This window comes from Skermanella aerolata KACC 11604 (genome assembly GCF_000936425.1).
GTDB classification, from domain to species: domain Bacteria; phylum Pseudomonadota; class Alphaproteobacteria; order Azospirillales; family Azospirillaceae; genus Skermanella; species Skermanella aerolata.
Window position 1 is genome coordinate 125,123 of sequence record NZ_AVFK01000017.1, and the last position, 16,176, is coordinate 141,298.

The 16,176-nt window shown below is 61.6% G+C and carries 18 protein-coding genes; 15 read left to right on the plus strand and 3 right to left on the minus strand.

Features of this window, described 5'->3' with window-relative positions; genetic code table 11:
* Positions 1-107: 107 nt before the first annotated feature.
* The 6 genes from N826_RS20525 to vapC all read left to right on the plus strand — a co-directional run bounded on the left by N826_RS20525 (position 108) and on the right by vapC (position 4,471).
* Complete coding sequence (locus N826_RS20525; RefSeq protein ID WP_044431899.1) at positions 108-938, plus strand: electron transfer flavoprotein subunit beta/FixA family protein; 831 nt, start codon at positions 108-110, stop codon at positions 936-938.
* A gap of 93 nt (positions 939-1,031) precedes the next feature.
* Entirely contained in the window at positions 1,032-2,135 is a 1,104-nt protein-coding gene (locus tag N826_RS20530; protein WP_044431902.1) for an electron transfer flavoprotein subunit alpha/FixB family protein, read from the plus strand.
* A gap of 23 nt (positions 2,136-2,158) precedes the next feature.
* Positions 2,159-3,460 carry an FAD-dependent monooxygenase gene (locus tag N826_RS20535; protein WP_044431903.1) on the plus strand — a complete coding sequence of 434 codons (1,302 nt, stop codon included), beginning with the start codon at positions 2,159-2,161 and terminating at the stop codon, positions 3,458-3,460.
* Entirely contained in the window at positions 3,457-3,750 is a 294-nt protein-coding gene (locus tag N826_RS20540; protein ID WP_044431905.1) for a ferredoxin family protein, read from the plus strand. The genes N826_RS20535 and N826_RS20540 overlap by 4 nt, the downstream gene beginning before the upstream one ends.
* A 128-nt stretch (positions 3,751-3,878) precedes the next feature.
* Positions 3,879-4,085, plus strand: a complete 207-nt coding sequence (locus N826_RS20545; RefSeq protein ID WP_044431907.1) for a type II toxin-antitoxin system VapB family antitoxin — start codon at positions 3,879-3,881, stop codon at positions 4,083-4,085.
* The gene (gene vapC / locus N826_RS20550; RefSeq protein ID WP_044431909.1) at positions 4,082-4,471 is read left to right on the plus strand and encodes a type II toxin-antitoxin system VapC family toxin; all 390 of its coding nucleotides are present in this window, start codon (positions 4,082-4,084) and stop codon (positions 4,469-4,471) included. Before N826_RS20545 ends, vapC begins: the two co-directional genes overlap by 4 nt.
* A gap of 55 nt (positions 4,472-4,526) precedes the next feature.
* On the opposite strand, the gene pal is transcribed toward vapC, so the two are convergent.
* Complete coding sequence (gene pal, locus N826_RS20555; protein ID WP_044431910.1) at positions 4,527-5,111, minus strand: peptidoglycan-associated lipoprotein Pal; 585 nt, start codon at positions 5,109-5,111, stop codon at positions 4,527-4,529.
* Between the two features lie 287 nt (positions 5,112-5,398).
* Between pal and N826_RS20560 the strand changes: the two genes are divergently transcribed.
* On the plus strand, positions 5,399-8,161 hold the full coding sequence (locus tag N826_RS20560) for a glycosyltransferase (protein ID WP_084720947.1): 2,763 nt from the start codon (positions 5,399-5,401) through the stop codon (positions 8,159-8,161).
* A 203-nt stretch (positions 8,162-8,364) separates the two neighbouring features.
* Here the strand turns inward: N826_RS20560 and N826_RS20565 are convergent, their stop codons facing one another.
* Both N826_RS20565 and N826_RS20570 read right to left on the minus strand, forming a co-directional pair.
* On the minus strand, positions 8,365-9,147 hold the full coding sequence (locus N826_RS20565; RefSeq protein WP_044431912.1) for a terminase small subunit: 783 nt from the start codon (positions 9,145-9,147) through the stop codon (positions 8,365-8,367).
* Between the two features lie 188 nt (positions 9,148-9,335).
* Positions 9,336-10,667 (minus strand): NAD(P)/FAD-dependent oxidoreductase, encoded by a 1,332-nt coding sequence (locus tag N826_RS20570; protein WP_044431914.1) that lies wholly within the window; start codon positions 10,665-10,667, stop codon positions 9,336-9,338.
* Between the two features lie 225 nt (positions 10,668-10,892).
* Between N826_RS20570 and N826_RS20575 the strand changes: the two genes are divergently transcribed.
* The 8 genes from N826_RS20575 to N826_RS43210 all read left to right on the plus strand — a co-directional run bounded on the left by N826_RS20575 (position 10,893) and on the right by N826_RS43210 (position 16,029).
* Positions 10,893-11,768 carry a hypothetical protein gene (locus N826_RS20575; RefSeq protein WP_244619640.1) on the plus strand — a complete coding sequence of 292 codons (876 nt, stop codon included), beginning with the start codon at positions 10,893-10,895 and terminating at the stop codon, positions 11,766-11,768.
* A gap of 106 nt (positions 11,769-11,874) precedes the next feature.
* The gene (locus tag N826_RS20580) at positions 11,875-12,087 is read left to right on the plus strand and encodes a ParD-like family protein (protein ID WP_044431962.1); all 213 of its coding nucleotides are present in this window, start codon (positions 11,875-11,877) and stop codon (positions 12,085-12,087) included.
* Entirely contained in the window at positions 12,084-12,872 is a 789-nt protein-coding gene (map, locus tag N826_RS20585) for a type I methionyl aminopeptidase (RefSeq protein ID WP_044431916.1), read from the plus strand. Before N826_RS20580 ends, map begins: the two co-directional genes overlap by 4 nt.
* Before the next feature lie 271 nt (positions 12,873-13,143).
* Positions 13,144-13,533, plus strand: a complete 390-nt coding sequence (locus N826_RS20590; RefSeq protein ID WP_044431917.1) for a YkvA family protein — start codon at positions 13,144-13,146, stop codon at positions 13,531-13,533.
* Positions 13,534-13,634: 101 nt separating this feature from the next.
* Positions 13,635-13,910 carry a hypothetical protein gene (locus N826_RS45350; RefSeq protein WP_244619641.1) on the plus strand — a complete coding sequence of 92 codons (276 nt, stop codon included), beginning with the start codon at positions 13,635-13,637 and terminating at the stop codon, positions 13,908-13,910.
* Positions 13,870-14,505, plus strand: coding sequence for a hypothetical protein (locus tag N826_RS20595; protein ID WP_244619642.1), 636 nt, complete (start codon positions 13,870-13,872; stop codon positions 14,503-14,505). The genes N826_RS45350 and N826_RS20595 overlap by 41 nt, the downstream gene beginning before the upstream one ends.
* A gap of 366 nt (positions 14,506-14,871) precedes the next feature.
* On the plus strand, positions 14,872-15,399 hold the full coding sequence (locus N826_RS41805; RefSeq protein ID WP_211099336.1) for a class I SAM-dependent methyltransferase: 528 nt from the start codon (positions 14,872-14,874) through the stop codon (positions 15,397-15,399).
* A 351-nt stretch (positions 15,400-15,750) separates the two neighbouring features.
* Positions 15,751-16,029 (plus strand): hypothetical protein, encoded by a 279-nt coding sequence (locus N826_RS43210; protein ID WP_147040844.1) that lies wholly within the window; start codon positions 15,751-15,753, stop codon positions 16,027-16,029.
* Positions 16,030-16,176 lie beyond the last annotated feature (147 nt).

The window sequence follows — 16,176 nt, forward strand, 5'->3', positions numbered from 1 at the left end:
CAGTGTCTTAGGTGCAGGGACCAGAAGGTTTTCGAGTTGGCACGGTCCCTGCATTGACAGGAAATTCAGCAAGCCCCTTCCGGGGCGATAGTCGAGAGGATAGCGGGATGCACATCGTCGTCTGTATCAAGCAGGTGCCCGACAGCGCCCAGATCCGGATCCATCCGGTTACCAACACCATCATGCGTCAGGGCGTGCCGGCGATCATCAATCCGTACGACCTGTTCTCTCTGGAAGAGGCGTTGCGGCTGAAGGACCGGTTCGGCGGCCGCGTCACGGTCCTGACCATGGGGCCGCCGATGGCGGAAGCGTCGCTCAGGAAGGCCCTGTCCTTCGGCGCCACCCACGCCGTCCTGCTGACCGACCGCAAGTTCGCCGGTTCCGATACCCTCGCGACCTCCTATGCCCTGACCTCGGCGATCCGCAAGCTGCATGAGGAAGAGCCGGTCGACATGGTGTTCTGCGGCAAGCAGACGATCGACGGCGACACCGCCCAGGTCGGTCCCGGCATTGCGACCCGCATGAACATGCAGCAGTTGACCTATGTCGCCAAGATCGAGGACGTGAACCTGGAGAGCCGGGAGATCACGGTCCACCGCCGGTCCGAAGGCGGCGTGCAGGTGCTGAAGAGCCAGTTGCCGGCCATGATCACGATGCTCGAAGGCTCCAACACGATGCGCTTCGGCACCATGGACGACATGTTCCGCGCCGCCCGGACGCCGCTGATGAACTGGAACAAGGACACCTGCGTCGATGACGAGAGCAAGGTCGGCCTGAAGGGCTCGCCCACCGTCGTTTCCAAGGTGTTCGTGCCCAAGCCGCGCGCCCAGAAGGCGAAGATGGTCACCGCCGAAGGCGGTTCTCCCGCACTCGCCGCCGCCGCGGTGGACATGCTTTTCACGACCTATCCCAAGTTGGCCACCGATCTGGCGGGGTAGTGGGGCGGCGCCTGGCTGGCTGCCGGCACCCCTCGACCCGAACCGGTTTTCCTTGGTCCGCTGAACCCCTTGATTTGAGACTGTGAGGCTGACATGAGCCAAGCGCCTGCCAATCCACCCTCCGCAAAGAAGGCCGCCGGCGGCCGTAAGCTTGAACTTCCCGAAGAGTTGAAGGTCTACAAGGGCGTCTGGGTCATCGTCGAGCAGGAGCGCGGCAAGGTCCACACCGTCTCGTACGAGTTGCTCGGCGAAGCGCGCAAGCTGGCCGACAAGCTGGGCGTCGAAGTGGGCGCCGTGGTCCTGGGCGCCCCCGGTCCCTTCATCAACGAGATCTCCGGCGAGGCCATCTCCTACGGCGCCGACGTGGTCTACACCGTGCTGGACCCTGTTCTGGCGGAATACCGCACCGAGCCGTATTCCAAGGTGATGACCGACGTGGTCAATACCTTCAAGCCGGAAATCGTGCTGCTGGGCGCCTCGACGCTTGGCCGTGATCTGGCCGGCGCCATCGCCACGACGCTGCTGACCGGCCTGACCGCCGACTGCACCGAACTGGACATCAGTCCCGAGAACCGCAGTCTGGCCGCCACCCGCCCGACTTTCGGCGGCACTCTGCTCTGCACCATTCAGACGCTGGCCTACCGGCCGCAGATGGCGACGATCCGGCCGCGCGTCATGCAGATGCCGGAAAAGGACCTGACCCGCACCGGCCGCATCGTCGAAGTCACGCCGAACTTGGCCGAAGAAGTCTTCGTCACCAAGGTGCTGGACTTCATTCCCGACCGCGACCAGCAGGAAGCGCAGCTCGCCTTCGCCGACATCATCATCGGCGGCGGCAAGGGCTTGCAGAAGCCCGAGAACTTCAAGCTGATCTGGGATCTGGCCGAAGTGCTGGGCGCGGAGGTCGGGGCTTCCCGGCCGTGCGTCCAGGCCGGCTGGGTGTCGGGCGACCGGCAGATCGGCCAGACCGGCAAGACGATCCGCCCCAAGCTCTACATCGCCGCCGGCATCTCGGGTGCGATCCAGCATCGCGTCGGCTGCGAGAACTCCGACGTGATCCTCGCGATCAATTCCGACCCGAACGCACCGATCTTCGACTTCGCCCATCACGGCATCGTCGGCGACGCGCTGCAAATTCTCCCGGCTCTGACGGAACAGTTCCGCCAGCGTCGTCTGGTCAACCGCAAGGCGAGCTGACCACCGCCAGAGGAGTGCCTGACATGGTTGAAAAATTCGATGCCATCGTCGTCGGCGCCGGTCCTTCCGGCAACTCGGCGGCGTATACCCTGGCCAAAGCCGGCCTGAAGGTTTTGCAGATCGAGCGCGGCGAATATTCCGGTTCCAAGAATGTCCAGGGCGCCATCATGTACGCCGATGCCCTGGAAAAGATCATCCCCGACTTCCGCGAGGATGCGCCGCTGGAGCGGCATGTCATCGAACAGCGGATCTGGTTGCTGGGCGACGACAGCTATATCGGCACCAATTACCGGTCCGACAGCTTCAACAGCGAGAAGCCGAACCGCTACACGATCATCCGTTCCCAGTTCGACCGCTGGTTCAACGAGAAGGTCCGGGAAGCCGGCGCCCTCGTCATCTGCGAAACCACCGTCACCGAACTGCTGCGCGACGCCAACGGCAAGGTCTACGGCGTCCGCACCGACCGCGTGAACGGTGAAGTCCACGCCGACGTGGTCATCATGGCCGACGGCGTCAACGCCCTGCTAGCCCGCCGCGCCGACTTCCAGAAGGAACTTCCGCCGGAGAACGTGGCGCTGGCGGTCAAGGAAATCCACTTCATCGATCCTGCCCTGATCGAGCAGCGTTTCCAGGTCAAGGACGACGAAGGCGTCGTCATCGAGATCATGGGCAAAGTCACCGGCGGCATGGTCGGCACCGCGTTCCTGTATACCAACAAGGAATCGCTGACGATCGGCATCGGCTGCCTGATCTCTGACTTCAAGGAAAAGGGAATCACGCCCTACAAGCTCCTTGAGGACTTGAAGAACCATCCCGTGATCAAGCCGCTGATCGAAGGCGGCGAGGTCAAGGAATACGCCGGCCACCTGATCCCCGAGGGCGGCTACAAGGCGGTTCCGCAGTGCTACGGCGATGGCTGGATGGTGGTCGGTGATGCAGCCCATCTCAACAACGCCGCCCATCGCGAAGGCTCCAACCTTGCCATGACCAGCGGTCGTTTCGCTGCCGAAACGGTCATCGAGCTGAAGAAGCTGGGCAAGGCGCCGGTGGCGTCCAACCTTGCGCTCTACAAGAAGAAGCTCGATGACAGCTTCGTCCTGAAGGACCTGAAGAAGTACCGCAACCTGCCCGGCATCATGCACATGTCGCCGCAGTTCTTCGGTGCCTACCCGGATCTGCTGAACGGCGCCGCCCACGACCTGTTCACGGTCGATGGCGTCGATAAGAAGACGAAGGAAAACAAGATCCTGAAGTCGTTCGTCAAGCGGCGGTCGGTCTTCGGTCTGATGGGTGACGCATTCAAGCTGGCGAGGGCTTTCCGATGAGCATAATCAAGGTTGAAGACAAGCTTTATCAGAACCGGTACATCGTCGACGAGAACCGGCCGCATATCCAGATTAAGGACGCTGACGTCTGCGCCACCCAGTGCAAGACCCAGCCCTGCACTTTCTGCTGCCCTGCCAATTGCTATTCGGCGGAAGAGGACGGCAAGGTCAATCTGGTGACCGACGGCTGCCTGGAATGCGGCACCTGCCGGGTGATCTGCCAGGACAACGGCAACATCTCGTGGAACTACCCGCGCGGCGGGTATGGGATCAGCTACAAGTTCGGCTGATCCGCAGCCCGCGAAAGCGACTTGAATGAAAAGGGCTCCGGGAGGTCGAACCTCCCGGAGCCCGATGACATTTGCCGCTTCGGTCAGCAATGTGTATGATATGCCAACTTGATACACATAGGCTCGCCATGCGGACCAATATCGACATTGACGACGCTCTCATTTCGGAAGCCATGGCTGCGAGCGGCCTGACGACCAAGAAGGCGGTCGTAGAAGAAGCGCTGCGCCGTCTTGTTCGTCAGAAACAGGAAGAGCAAACCTTGGCGCTCTACGGCACCGTGGACTGGGAAGGCGATCTTGAGCAAAGCCGGCTGGGCCGGGCTGATGCGGCATGATTGTCGTTGATACTACCGTCTGGATCGACTTCTTTCGTGCCAAGGACACGGAGCAGACGGTGAAACTCCGCCGCCTGATCGGTCGCGAGCTGATCCTGATCGGCGACATCGTACTGGTCGAGATCCTGCAAGGCCTTCGTGACGATGCTCAGGCGAACCGTGTGGAGCGAGCGTTGAGGGTTCACAGGGTCGAACCGATGCTGTCCAGCGAACTGGCTTCGAAGGTTGCTTCCAACTACCGTCTGCTGCGGGCGAAAGGCATTACCGTCCGCAAAACGATCGACATGATCATCGGAACCTTCTGCATCGAAGGCGGACATGGGTTGCTGCATTCGGATCGTGACTTCGATCCTATGCAGGATCATCTTGGTCTATCCGTAGTTTAGCGCCGCCTCGGCAGGCCTTCGCCCATAGGCGAAGGCCTTCAATACGCCGATTTTTTTAATTCACCATCGTCACCGCTCGGCGGTTCTGCGACCAGGCCTGTTCGCCGGAAGCGCCGATTGCGGGGCGTTCCTTGCCGTAGCTGAGGGTCGCGACGCGGTTCGGCGAGATGCCGCGGGCGACGAGGTAGTTCTTGGCGGCGGAGGCGCGGCGGTCACCCAAGGCGAGGTTGTATTCCCGCGTGCCGCGTTCGTCGGAGTGGCCTTCGATGGTGACGCTGACGTTGCCGTACTGCTTGAGCCACTGGGCCTGTCGGTCCAGGGTGGCGCGCGCTTCGGCGGTCAGGTCCACTTGGTCGTAGCCGAAGAAGACGCGATCTCCGACATTGGCGGCGAGGTCCTGCTGCGAGCCCGGACCGCCCGGAACGTTTGTGCGGCCATTCATCGCACCCCCGACGCCACCCGCGCCACCGGCCCCAAGAGCGCCGCTCCCGACGCCGCCCGGTCCGCCCGCGCCGTTTCCATAACCCTGGGCACCGCTTACCGCACCCATGCCGCTGCTGCTGGCGGCGTCCCACGGCGTCGATTCGCAGGCCGTCAACACGAGCAGGGCACCGAGAATCCCGAAAAGCTTCAACCGCATAGCATACCCTTTATGACGACTGGCCTATAAATGTCCCGAGACACATAGGGGAACATGGCTACCAAATGGTTAACAAACCGCACGCAGTGCTGTGCCCATGCAACACACTAGGCACCACCCCCTGCGACACGGTAGCCAAGTGATAGCTGTCACATACCCATCTGCGCAAACTGCATTAGAGTGTCTTATCGTTACAGTGCGGTGCAAAAGGCATCCTTGGTAACGAGGACGTACCACCCATCTCTGAGTAGCCCTTCAACAACCACTCACCCCCAGAAAAAACGGCCATGTCGATCCTTCCCACCGGCTCACCGGCGGCGAACACGCGAACTCCGCTCCGGCGGACCCCATTGTCCCTCACCCTTATGGCTGCGGTCCTCGCCGTTACGGCTATGACCCATCTCGGCATCTGGCGTGGCCAGACGGCGCCGGTCGATGTGGCGGCCTCCCCGAGTCGTCTGCAATCGGTATCGTACAGCCCGTCGGGCCGCGATTTCAGCCCGGAGGACGACCGTCACGTCGCCGTGGCCGAGATCCGCAAGGACATGGCCGCGATCAACGGGATCGCCGACGGCATCCGGACCTATACCGTTTCCGACGGTCAGGACCGCGCGCCGGGCATCGCCAGCCGCATGGGCCTGAAGGTCAACCTGGGCATCTGGCTGAACGCCGACCCGGAGCATAACCGGGCGGAGATCGACCAGGCCGTCGCCATCGCGCGCAACACGCCGAACATCGTGCGCGTCGTGGTCGGCAACGAGTCGCTGCTGCGCGCCGACCAGACCGACGAGACCCTGGCCGCCTATGTGGCGGAGGTCCGGTCCCGCGTGCCGCGCCGCATCCCGGTGGGCACGGCGGATACGTGGTCGGAGCTGCTGAAGGCCCCCAAGACGGTCGCCGTGTCCGACTTCGTCGGTATCCACACGCTGCCGTACTGGGAAAAGCTGGAAAGCTCGGGCGCCATCCCCTACGCGATGGACAAGATCAAGCGCATCCGGCAGGCCTATCCCGGCAAACCGATCTGGATCGGTGAAATCGGCTGGCCGTCCGACGGCGACAACTTCGGCAACGCGCACGCCTCGCGGCCGGAGCAGGCCCGGATCATCCGGGAATTCGCCACGGACGCCAAGCGCATGGGCGTCGAGTACAACGTGATCGAAGCGTTCGATCAGCCGTGGAAGACCGCGATCGAAGGCAGCCCCGGCCCGCACTGGGGCGTCCTGGACGCCGACCGGCAGCCCAAGTGGCAGCTGCGCGGCGCCGTCGAGCCCAAGCCGGAAGCGCTTGGTGTCGGCATCGTGTCGGTCCTGATCGGCGTGTTCCTGTCGGTCCCCGCCTTGTTCCGCCGCCGCGCCACCGTGCTCCAGGCGCTGCTGTGGTCGATCGCGGCCCATGGTTCCGCCGGCATGACAGCCTGGGCCGTGCTTGCCGCATTGGGCATCTACGCCACCCCCGGTACGCTGGTGATGTGGGCCAGCGGTCTGGCGCTGGGCGGCATCCTGCTGGTGCTGGCGCTGGCCGACCTCGACGAGATGACGCGGACGCTGCTGGGCCGCCGTCCGACTCGCCTGCTGCCGCGGGAAGGCGCCGGCGCGCTGATTGGGTCGGCCGGAGTCGCCGTCCGCCAGCCGATGGTGTCCGTCCATATCGCCGCCCGCAACGAGGATCCGGCGATGCTGAACGCCACCCTCGACAGCCTGGCGGCGCAGGAATACCCGGCCTTCGAAGTGGTCGTCGCGATCAACAACACCAACGACATGAGCCTGATCACCCCGGTCGAGGAATACTGCCGGGAGCTGAACGAGCGCATGGGCCGCGATGCCTTCAAGTTCGCCAACTTCAACCCGATCACCGGCTTCAAGGCGGGCGCGCTGAACCGCGCGCTGAAGATCACCGATCCGGAAGCCGAGGTCATCGCCGTCCTGGACGCCGACTACGCCGTGTCTCCGCACTGGCTGAGCCGGCTGGCCCCCGCCTTCTCCGACCCCGCCGTCGGTCTGGTGCAGGCGCCGCAGGAACACCGCGACGGCGACCAGTCGCTGCTGAAGCGCCTGATGGCGGCCGAGTACCGCGCCTTCTTCGACAGCGGCATGGTCGAGCGGAACGAGGACAACGCCCTGATCGCCCACGGCACCATGATCATGGTCCGCCGCTCGGCGCTGGAAGGGCTCGGCGGCTGGTCGGAATGGTGCATCGTCGAGGACACCGAACTGGGCCTGACGCTGCTGGAGCAGGGCTGGAAACAGCACTATACCACGGAACGCCTGGGCGCTGGCATCACGCCGGACAGCTTCAAGGACTTCCGCCAGCAACGTCACCGCTGGGCATATGGCTCGGTCCAGATCATGAAGGCGCACGTCAAGCACCTGCTTCCCGGCGCCAAGGGCCTGAACGGCGCGCAGAAGCTGCACTTCTGGTCCGGCTGGGCGCGCTGGTGGTCCGATGCGCTGGGTCTGGTGGCTGCCGCCGGCGCCATTTCGTGGACCGCGCTGGCGACCGTCCTGCCGCTGCACCTGCCGCCGCCGGAAGTGACCGCCATCGCGATCGCCGCCTTGATGCTGCGGGCCGCCGCGAGCATGGCGCTGACCCGGTTCGCGTCCGGCCATAGCTGGGGCGAGACGGTCGGCACCTCCATCCTGGGCATGAGCCTGAACTACACCGTCGGCGCCGCCGTGCTGAAGGGCCTGTTCACCAAGCACGAGCCGTTCAAGGTGACGTCGAAGGGCAAGCGCAAAAAGGCCGCCAAGTTCCCGGCCATGCCGGAAGCGATCCTGAGCGGCCTGCTGGTCGTGGCCTGCATCACCGCGATCGTGCTGAACCACGCCGGTACGGTCTCGTTGACGCTGTGGACGATCCTGCTGGCCGTGATGGCGGTGCCGAACATCGCCGCATCCCTGCTGGCCGCGACCGACCTGATGCCGGTCCGCGAGAAGACGCCGGAAGCCGTGACGGAGCCGGCCTTGGTATCGGCCCCGGCCCAGGCGGTGGCAGCGGTTCAGGCAGTCGTTGCGCCGTCGCCGGGAGTGCTGGCCGACGCGGCCGGAAGTTGACCGGGGCGGTACCGATGACGGTACCGATGCCGGTGGCGGAAGATGCGGGCCGGCTTGGAGCGTTAGTGTCGGGCTGAAGAGGCCCGACCTACGCGAGAGTGCTTTTGCCGCGCGGGCGGACCGGTTGGAAGTTGAGTGGGTGGAAGGCGGCTCGGGAGGCATGGCGACATGCCCTTCCGGGCCGCTTTTGTTATCAGGAGTCATCATTCCGCGTCGGACGGCTGCGCCTGCTCGGGCCAAAGCTCCGGCGGGAGCAGGGTGTCGAAGTCGTCGAAATAGGCACGTGCGTCGCTGAGCTCCTCGATCCGGGGAGACAGCTCGGGGTGATGGGCCATCAGGTGTTCGTAGCGGAAGATCCGCCGCTCGGCTTCGGCGCGGGCGGCCTGCTGAGCGGCGGCACGGGCGGCGGCGCGGGCTTGGGCGGGGGAAAGCCGGTCCGGCGCGGGAGCCGGGGCGGGTTCCACGGGCTGCGGCAGTTCGGGCGGCATCGGCGGGTCGAACACGGTTTCCGGAGAGTCGGGCAGGTCGGGTTCCAGACCGGCCTCCTCGCCGGCGGTTTCCTCGTCCTCCCCCGAGAGCCGGTGCATTTCCTCCAGCGCCGCTTCCACGCCGCCGAAGCGCTTGGCGGTCGTGGGCGTCAAGCCGCGCAGCCGGGCGATCATGTCGATGGCGCGGAGGGTGGCGAAATCGTTCTTCCGTTCCATGGCGTCGATCATCACGCGCTTGAGCCCGGCTACCAACTCGTCAAGTTCGCCCTGGCGCTGGTCTTCCTTGGCATGGGCGATGCCGGCGACACGGGCCGCGATCTGCGGCTCCTTCATCAGCCGCGATCCCGTCTGCCGCGCGCTGTCCCAGGCGTAACCCGCCAGCCGGGCGGCGTCGGTCAGGGTGCGGCCGGCGGCCACGTGCCGCGCGAAGGCTTCCTGGCGGTGCGGGAGGTGGACGTGACTGGGGGATTCGGCTGAAGTTTCAGCAGACTGGGGCATGGCGGGCACTTTCCGGGAGTTGATGTAAGGATATTTATCCTAATTCGGAAAGGACGTCAATCCTTTGATGCTCCCGGCTTATACCAGCGCCGGCAAGTTCCGACCCGTCGATGCGTCGATGTTGGGCCACGGCCCAACCTACGAATTCCGGCACTTGTAGGTTGGGCCGTGGCCCAACAGGTCCGCCCCTACTCGGCGGCGCTGCGGCGTTCGTGGTTCTCCTGAACAGGGGCTTTCCTTTCGCCGGTGATCAGGCGGGCGCCGCGATGATAGGTCAGGTAGGCGACCAGCCATTGCATGCTGACCAGCAGCCGGTTGCTGAAACCGATCAGCAGATAGACGTGGACGAGGCCCCAGAGCACCCAGGCGACGAAGCCCTTGATCTTCCGGCTGCCGAAATCCGCGACGGCCGAGTTCCGCCCGATCGTCGCCAGATTGCCCCGGTTCTTGAACCGGAACGGCGGCATCGCTTCCCCCTTGGCCAGATGGCCGGCGAGGTGGCTGCCGACATGCTCGCCCTGCTGCTTGGCGACCTGCGCCAGTCCGGGCAGGGGTGAGCCGTCGTCATGCATCGCCAGGGCGGTATCGCCCAGCACGAAGATTTCCGGATATCCCGGCACCGTCAGATCGGGGCCAACCTTGACCCGTCCCGCCTTGTCGGTATCGACGCCGAGCCAGGAGCCTGCCGGCGACGCGCGGACGCCGGCGCCCCAGATGACGGTGCCGGCGCGGACGAAACGGCCGCCTAGGGTGACGCCCTCGGCGGTGACGTCTTCGACCGGAGTGTTGACCATGACGGTGACGCCCAGCTTTTCCAGCGCCTTGTGGGCGTAGTCGGACAGTTCCGGCGGAAAGGCGGGCAGCACGCGGGGACCGGCTTCGACCAGCAGGACGCGGGCGGTTTCCGGCCGGATGTTGCGGAAGTCGCGGGCTAGCGTGTGGCGTGACAGTTCGGCGATGGCGCCGGCCATCTCCACCCCGGTCGGGCCGGCGCCGACGACCACGGTGGTTATCAGGTCCTGCTGCTCGACCTTGTTCCGGCAGATCTCCGCCTGCTCGAACGCCATCAGGACGCGGGCGCGGATCTGGCGGGCGTCCTCGATCGTCTTCAGGCCGGGCGCGTGCTGTGCCCATTCGTCGTGGCCGAAATAGCTGTGGGTCGAGCCGGTGGCGACGATCAGCCGGTCATAGGCGACGGCGGTCCCGTCCGCGAGGGCGACGGTCCGCGCCTGCTTGTCGATCCCGGCGACCTCCCCCAGCATGACTTCGATGTTGGAGTGGCGACTGAGAATCCGGCGGATCGGCTCCGCGATGTCGGCGGGCGACAGGGCGGCGCTGGCGACCTGATAGAGCAGCGGGACGAACAGGTGATAGTTGCGCCGGTCGATCAGCGTAACGTTGACGGGGGTGCCGCCCAGCTCGCTTGCCGCCGCCAGCCCGGCGAAACCGGCGCCGATGATGACGACATGCGGGTGGCCTTCGACATGCGTGGCGGACGTGGCCGGTGCGGGATCTGCCATGGTTTCGGCCTTCGCGGGGTTCGGGTGCTGTCACAAGGGAAATGGTTGCGGGTGCGAAGGGTTCCCCGGAAGCTTCGCCCAGAAGCTTTGCCCGATAGGCGGGACAGTTGACGGTTCTCCACGTTCGGTAGTATCGCTTCCAGTCGTTGCCGCGCCTGGAGTGCTGCCGTGGAGCGCTGCGGTCCGTGGAGCGTCGTTCGGGATTTTTCGATGGGGTCGCCTGGGATGCCGAAGCCGCTGCTGTTCCAGCAGATCTCTCCCGCCGACGAGGCGCAAGCGGCGCTGACCAAGCGCCATCTGGGCGTGCTTGCCGAGGCTTTGCCGGCGTATTTCCTGGCGCTGCGGGCGGAAACCGACGCCGCCCTGTCCCTGGTCCTGCCGCCGGCGGGTGGCAAGCCGTATCCCTATGGCCGGTGCGAGGAGATCACCCGCGACCTGCATAATCGTCTGGTCAAGCGGCTGGAGCGTCCGGCCTGCGCGGTCGAGCTTGCCCTTAAAGGGTTCATCGGGAAGGGCGGGGTGTTCCGCAGCGTCTGGGGCGTGCTGCGGGAGCAGTATTTTCAGAACGCCATCCAACTGGGCGACCTGTACGTGGACGTATCCAACGATACGGTGGTCGTGACGAAGCCCAAGGTCGAGATCCTGCCGATGGAGGCTTCCGGGCTGGTGTCCGTCCGCGATCTCGCCCATTTCCGCCAGACGGCCGAGCGCTATTGGGGTGCTACGATCTACGCCAACCATCTGACGCCACCGCTGGCGCCGCTGCTGCCGATGATCTCGGCCAGTCCCGGGTGGTTGCGGCCGGGATTGCAGTCCGCCTGCAATTACATGATCGAGCTGATGTGCCGGGACGAGTTCCGCGAGGCGGAGGACTGGCTGCGCGACGGGCCGGCGCCTCCGCCGGAGATTGCGGCCGCCGTCTTGGCCGGCGTGCCGGAGGACTTGCGGCCCAAGGCGGCGGACGGTGGCGGGGAGACGTGGAGGCAGGAGGCGGTGGCCGCCTGCCGGCAGGCCCGCGCCGCCCGCTTTCAGACAAACCAGCGGTGGCGGAATCAGCGGATCATGGACTATCTGCGGATGATGGGCGTGAAGGGGAAATAGGGCGGGGAGGGCAAGAGCGTTTGGGCTGAGGCCCCTGGGATACTACCCTTGGCTTTCGCTTTTACGGCGTATATGCTTCATATATGAACCGTATATGGAGGACCTGATGGGTATCGTTAATATAGACGATGATCTGCACGATCAGCTGCGTGGGGCGAGCAAGGTATCTTATCGCTCGATCAACGCGCAGGCCGCCTACTGGATCAAAGTGGGCATGCTATGCGAAACCAATCCGACGCTCAGTTTCAACGACATCATCAAGCGTGAGCTTAGTTCCGCAGGTGTTTCGGCTCAACCGCTGGCCCTGAGTGAAGCATGACGAAGCAGCCTCAGGAGGTGGAGTTATTGGCCGAATCCGGCCGGCTGCTGGCGTCCGTGTTCGAGCTGCTGGATCGGACCTCGCTCGTCGGCATGTCGACACTTCAGGTCAATGAAATAGTCGAAAAATTCATCGTTCACGATCTACAGGCTCGACCGGCGAGCAAGGGCCAATATGGCTATGGGTTTGTGTTGAACTCTTCCGTGAACGATGTGGTCTGTCACGGCATTCCATCGCAATCCACCGTGCTTCGAGACGGCGACATCGTCAACTTCGACATTACTCTTGAGAAGAACGGCTATATTGCAGATTCCAGCAAAACTTATCTCGTCGGTGAGGTAAACCCACTCGCCAAGAGGCTGGTCAAGACCACCTACGAAGCTATGTGGATGGGCATCCAGGCGGTTCGCCCAGGTGCGCGGCTCGGAGACATCGGTTGGGCGATAACACGACATGCCAAGCGAAATGGCTATTCCGTGGTTCGTGAATATTGCGGCCATGGCATCGGCCGGGAAATGCATGAAGCGCCGCAGGTGCTGCACTTCGGAAAGCCAGGCACCGGCCTTGCCATGCGTGAGGGTATGGTTTTCACGATCGAGCCGATGCTCAACGGAGGCCGGCGGAACGTGAAAGCCGAGGATGATGGTTGGACCGTCGTGACGCGGGATGGGTCGCTTTCCGCACAGTTCGAGCACACGGTCGCCGTGACGGCTTCCGGCGTGTCGGTGCTGACTCTCCGTCATGACGAACTGGGCATGATCAGAAAGATGAAGATCGCAGCCTGAGCGATCACCGGACCCCACACCGGCTGATGCCAACGGCATTGAAGATTGATCGGTGAGTTCCGGCAAAGATGTCGGGCTGAAGAGGCCCGACCTACAAATCCATGCTGGCAAAAGCACGCTGACGTAGGTCGGGCCTCTTCAGCCCGACATCTAACGCTCCAGACCGATCAATCTTCAATGCAGTTGGTATAACAGGATCAATTGACTTCGCGGCTATACGGTGGATAGCAAAGGGCCAGAGAGATAGACCGCAGACGAGGGCAGGAACGAGATGCTTGCGACGGTAAAGGCGTGGGCTCGCCGGCTCAAGCGCGATGTACATGCGGTCTACCTCGCCGCTCACGATCCGAGGACGCCTTGGCATGCCCGTGTTGTGGCGATCCTGATTGCGGCTTATGCGCTCAGCCCCATCGATCTGATACCGGACTTCATTCCGGTGCTCGGCTATCTTGACGACCTGCTCATCGTGCCGCTCGGAATTCTGCTGGTCATCCGCCTTATTCCCGCCGATGTGCTTGAAGAGCATCGGGCAACGGCGGAGGGGCGGGCGGATCGGCCAGTCAGCTATGTCGCGGCGACGTTCATGATAGCGCTGTGGATCGTTGCGGCGGTGGCTCTTTACTGGTGGCTGGAGCCGTTGCTGCTGGACTGGCTTTGGTGATGTGCCGCTTGGATCGTACCGGCGGATCTTGCGGCACCGACTCGGTGCGATGACGACGCGGCGGCCTTGGTCGATTTACAGATTTGATGGGTTTGTCCGCGATGCCGGCGCCGTTGCTGTTCCAGTGGATCATTCCCTTGGATGACGCGCAGGCCATGCTGATCCGGCTTTGTCTGACGCGCATTTCCGAATCGTTGATGGAGTATTTTCTGGCGTTGTGGGCGGAAACGGACACGGCTCTCGCTCCGCTACTGCCGCCCGCCGGCGGCAAGCCATATCCCTATGGGCGGTGCGAGGAGATTACCCGCGAACTGCATGCGCGTTTGATGAAGCGTCTTGAACGCCCGATCTGCGCGGTGGGAACGCGTCATCCGTGAATTCGTCGGAAAGGGCAGAGCGTTCCGCAGCGTTTGGGGAGTTCTGCGGGAGCAGTATTTCCAGAACGCCATCCAACTGGGCGGCCTGTATGTGGACGTGTCCAACGACACGGTCGTCGTGACGAAGCCCAAGGTGGAAATCCTGCCGATAGAGGTCTCCGGCCTTGTTCACGTGCGCGACATCGCCCACTTTCGCCAGACGGCTGAACGCTATTGGAGGGCGACGATCTACGCCAACCATCTGGTCCCCTCGCTGGCGCCGCTGCTGCCGATGATCTCGGCGAGTCCCGGCCGGTTGCAACCGGGTTTGCAGTCCGCCTGCAACTATATGATCGAGTTGATGTGCCGGGACGAGTTCCGGCAGACGGAAGACTGGCTGCGCGATGGGCCTGCGTCTCCGCCGGAGATTGCCGTTGCGGTTTTGGGGGGCGTGCCGGCTGACTTGCGGCCGCAGACGGGGGATGGTGGTTGGCGGGAGGCGGTGATTGCATGCCGGGAGGCTCGGGGGGCTGGCTTTCATGCTGATGTCGGGTGGAGGAATAAACGTGTTATGGACTATCTAAGGATGATGAAGTTTCGGCAGAATTCGTCCTAAAGGTCAATTCTGAAGGAGATGCATGAAGACGACAAGCCGATGCGCAGGATATCTTTCCATCAAGTTAGCTGGAGCTTAATTTGACTGAGATCAAAAATTCATTCTGATCCCTTTTTCACTGACCGAAATAGAAAAATTCATATATGTAATCAACATCATTCCAACGCTAATGGCTTATCTGGAAAACAAGAGTACAGAAATCAATTACCGGGACAATTAGCCGCATGCATTGATTCAATTCTCTTCTGCTTTCCAGGTGACAAAAATTCGTCCAATATATATAATATGAAATGCGATAGTATAGTTCACAAAGCTTGCTCTCGCGATTAATGCATAATCAAGTTTGCATGGGAAGAAATTAGAAGTATGCAAAATACATCCCACGCTGTGATGGCACAACGTACAGAACCCAAAGATAGTAAAGATGATTTTCCTACTCCGCCATGGGCAACTCGATCTCTAATGGAACACGTTATCACAGGACGTGGTAAAGGGAAGACTTGCTTGGAACCGGCTTGTGGTGCTGGACACATGGCAAAAGTATTAGTTGAATATTTCGATAAAGTCTACGCTTCTGATAAATATGATTATGGTTACGGGAATTTTGGTGACTTTGTCAACGGGTGCATCGATCCAAAATCGTTTGACTGGGTCATTACAAATCCACCTTTTAATTTGGGAGAAGAATTCATCATCGCTGCTCTAAAAATTGCGAGGGAGGGTGTGGCAATTTTAGCCAGAACAGTCTTCATAGAGAGCATTGGACGTTACAACCGCCTATTCAAAGATAATCCACCATCCGTGTTCGCTCAGTTCGTTGAGCGAGTGCCGATGGTTAAGGGGCGACTTGATGCGAAAGCTTCGACAGCAACAGGGTATTGCTGGATAGTTTGAGAATGTAATGTAATCTCTGAGCCCAAATTGGTATGGATTCCACCTTGCCGTAGAAGTCTAGAGAAGGCAGGAGACTATCTTGAACCAGTAACTCCGATGGCTAGGGGAAAATTGTCAACTAGACACTGTCGCTCTAAAGACAATTTGCTCATATAGTTGGTCGTATGTGGTTGATAGTGCTATAGATTTCACACAAATCTAGAAGATCACAATTCAGTAGGCAAAGAACCAAAAAGTTGACAAACATACCGAAAGGTCTGTATTCGAGAGTTGAAAATATTTTATTGACAATTATCATAGGTGGTGTGTTATCAATCATTGAGCTTTTTTCTGCAATAAGGAAGCATGTTGATGTCTGCTAATAAGCGAAGCATTCCTGAAATTCGGGAAAGAATGCGCGAGATCGCGGACGAGCATGGTATCGCCGAACTTGGTGAGCTGGCGGATGAGATGTACCGAAATCCGCCAGTTCGTCGGGCTCCAACCTCTAGTCCTTCTTTAACGCCTGAACTCGCAGAAGAGATTCGCCAGTTTGCTGCAGCAAATCCAACCATGTCCCAGCAAGACATTGCAAACCATTTTCGTGTAAACCATGGTAGGGTATCTGAAGCGATGAACAATGAGATTTAGGTCTTTAAAAAACTTTAAACTTTGTGCTCAACGGTGCTGCTTCGATCTTTGACCGTTAATCTTTCCAGGAAATATATTTTTGTGGTTCTTCAAGAAAAACTTTGTAGCTAAATTTTCTATTGAACAGAATAATGTTTTCTGATCAAA

Bases quoted from the DNA above. Each gene is read 5' to 3' on its own strand.
- N826_RS45350 (WP_244619641.1), top strand. From the start codon at position 13,635: ATGCCGGCGCCGTTGCTGTTCCAGTGGATCATTCCCTTGGATGACGCG.
- vapC (WP_044431909.1), top strand. From the start codon at position 4,082: ATGATTGTCGTTGATACTACCGTCTGGATCGACTTCTTTCGTGCCAAG.
- N826_RS20570 (WP_044431914.1), bottom strand. From the start codon at position 10,667: ATGGCAGATCCCGCACCGGCCACGTCCGCCACGCATGTCGAAGGCCAC.
- N826_RS20560 (WP_084720947.1), top strand. From the start codon at position 5,399: ATGTCGATCCTTCCCACCGGCTCACCGGCGGCGAACACGCGAACTCCG.
- pal (WP_044431910.1), bottom strand. From the start codon at position 5,111: ATGCGGTTGAAGCTTTTCGGGATTCTCGGTGCCCTGCTCGTGTTGACG.
- N826_RS20540 (WP_044431905.1), top strand. From the start codon at position 3,457: ATGAGCATAATCAAGGTTGAAGACAAGCTTTATCAGAACCGGTACATC.
- N826_RS20590 (WP_044431917.1), top strand. From the start codon at position 13,144: ATGCTTGCGACGGTAAAGGCGTGGGCTCGCCGGCTCAAGCGCGATGTA.
- N826_RS20535 (WP_044431903.1), top strand. From the start codon at position 2,159: ATGGTTGAAAAATTCGATGCCATCGTCGTCGGCGCCGGTCCTTCCGGC.
- N826_RS43210 (WP_147040844.1), top strand. From the start codon at position 15,751: ATGTCTGCTAATAAGCGAAGCATTCCTGAAATTCGGGAAAGAATGCGC.
- N826_RS20525 (WP_044431899.1), top strand. From the start codon at position 108: ATGCACATCGTCGTCTGTATCAAGCAGGTGCCCGACAGCGCCCAGATC.
- N826_RS20545 (WP_044431907.1), top strand. From the start codon at position 3,879: ATGCGGACCAATATCGACATTGACGACGCTCTCATTTCGGAAGCCATG.
- map (WP_044431916.1), top strand. From the start codon at position 12,084: ATGACGAAGCAGCCTCAGGAGGTGGAGTTATTGGCCGAATCCGGCCGG.
- N826_RS41805 (WP_211099336.1), top strand. From the start codon at position 14,872: ATGCAAAATACATCCCACGCTGTGATGGCACAACGTACAGAACCCAAA.
- N826_RS20580 (WP_044431962.1), top strand. From the start codon at position 11,875: ATGGGTATCGTTAATATAGACGATGATCTGCACGATCAGCTGCGTGGG.
- N826_RS20575 (WP_244619640.1), top strand. From the start codon at position 10,893: ATGCCGAAGCCGCTGCTGTTCCAGCAGATCTCTCCCGCCGACGAGGCG.
- N826_RS20530 (WP_044431902.1), top strand. From the start codon at position 1,032: ATGAGCCAAGCGCCTGCCAATCCACCCTCCGCAAAGAAGGCCGCCGGC.
- N826_RS20565 (WP_044431912.1), bottom strand. From the start codon at position 9,147: ATGCCCCAGTCTGCTGAAACTTCAGCCGAATCCCCCAGTCACGTCCAC.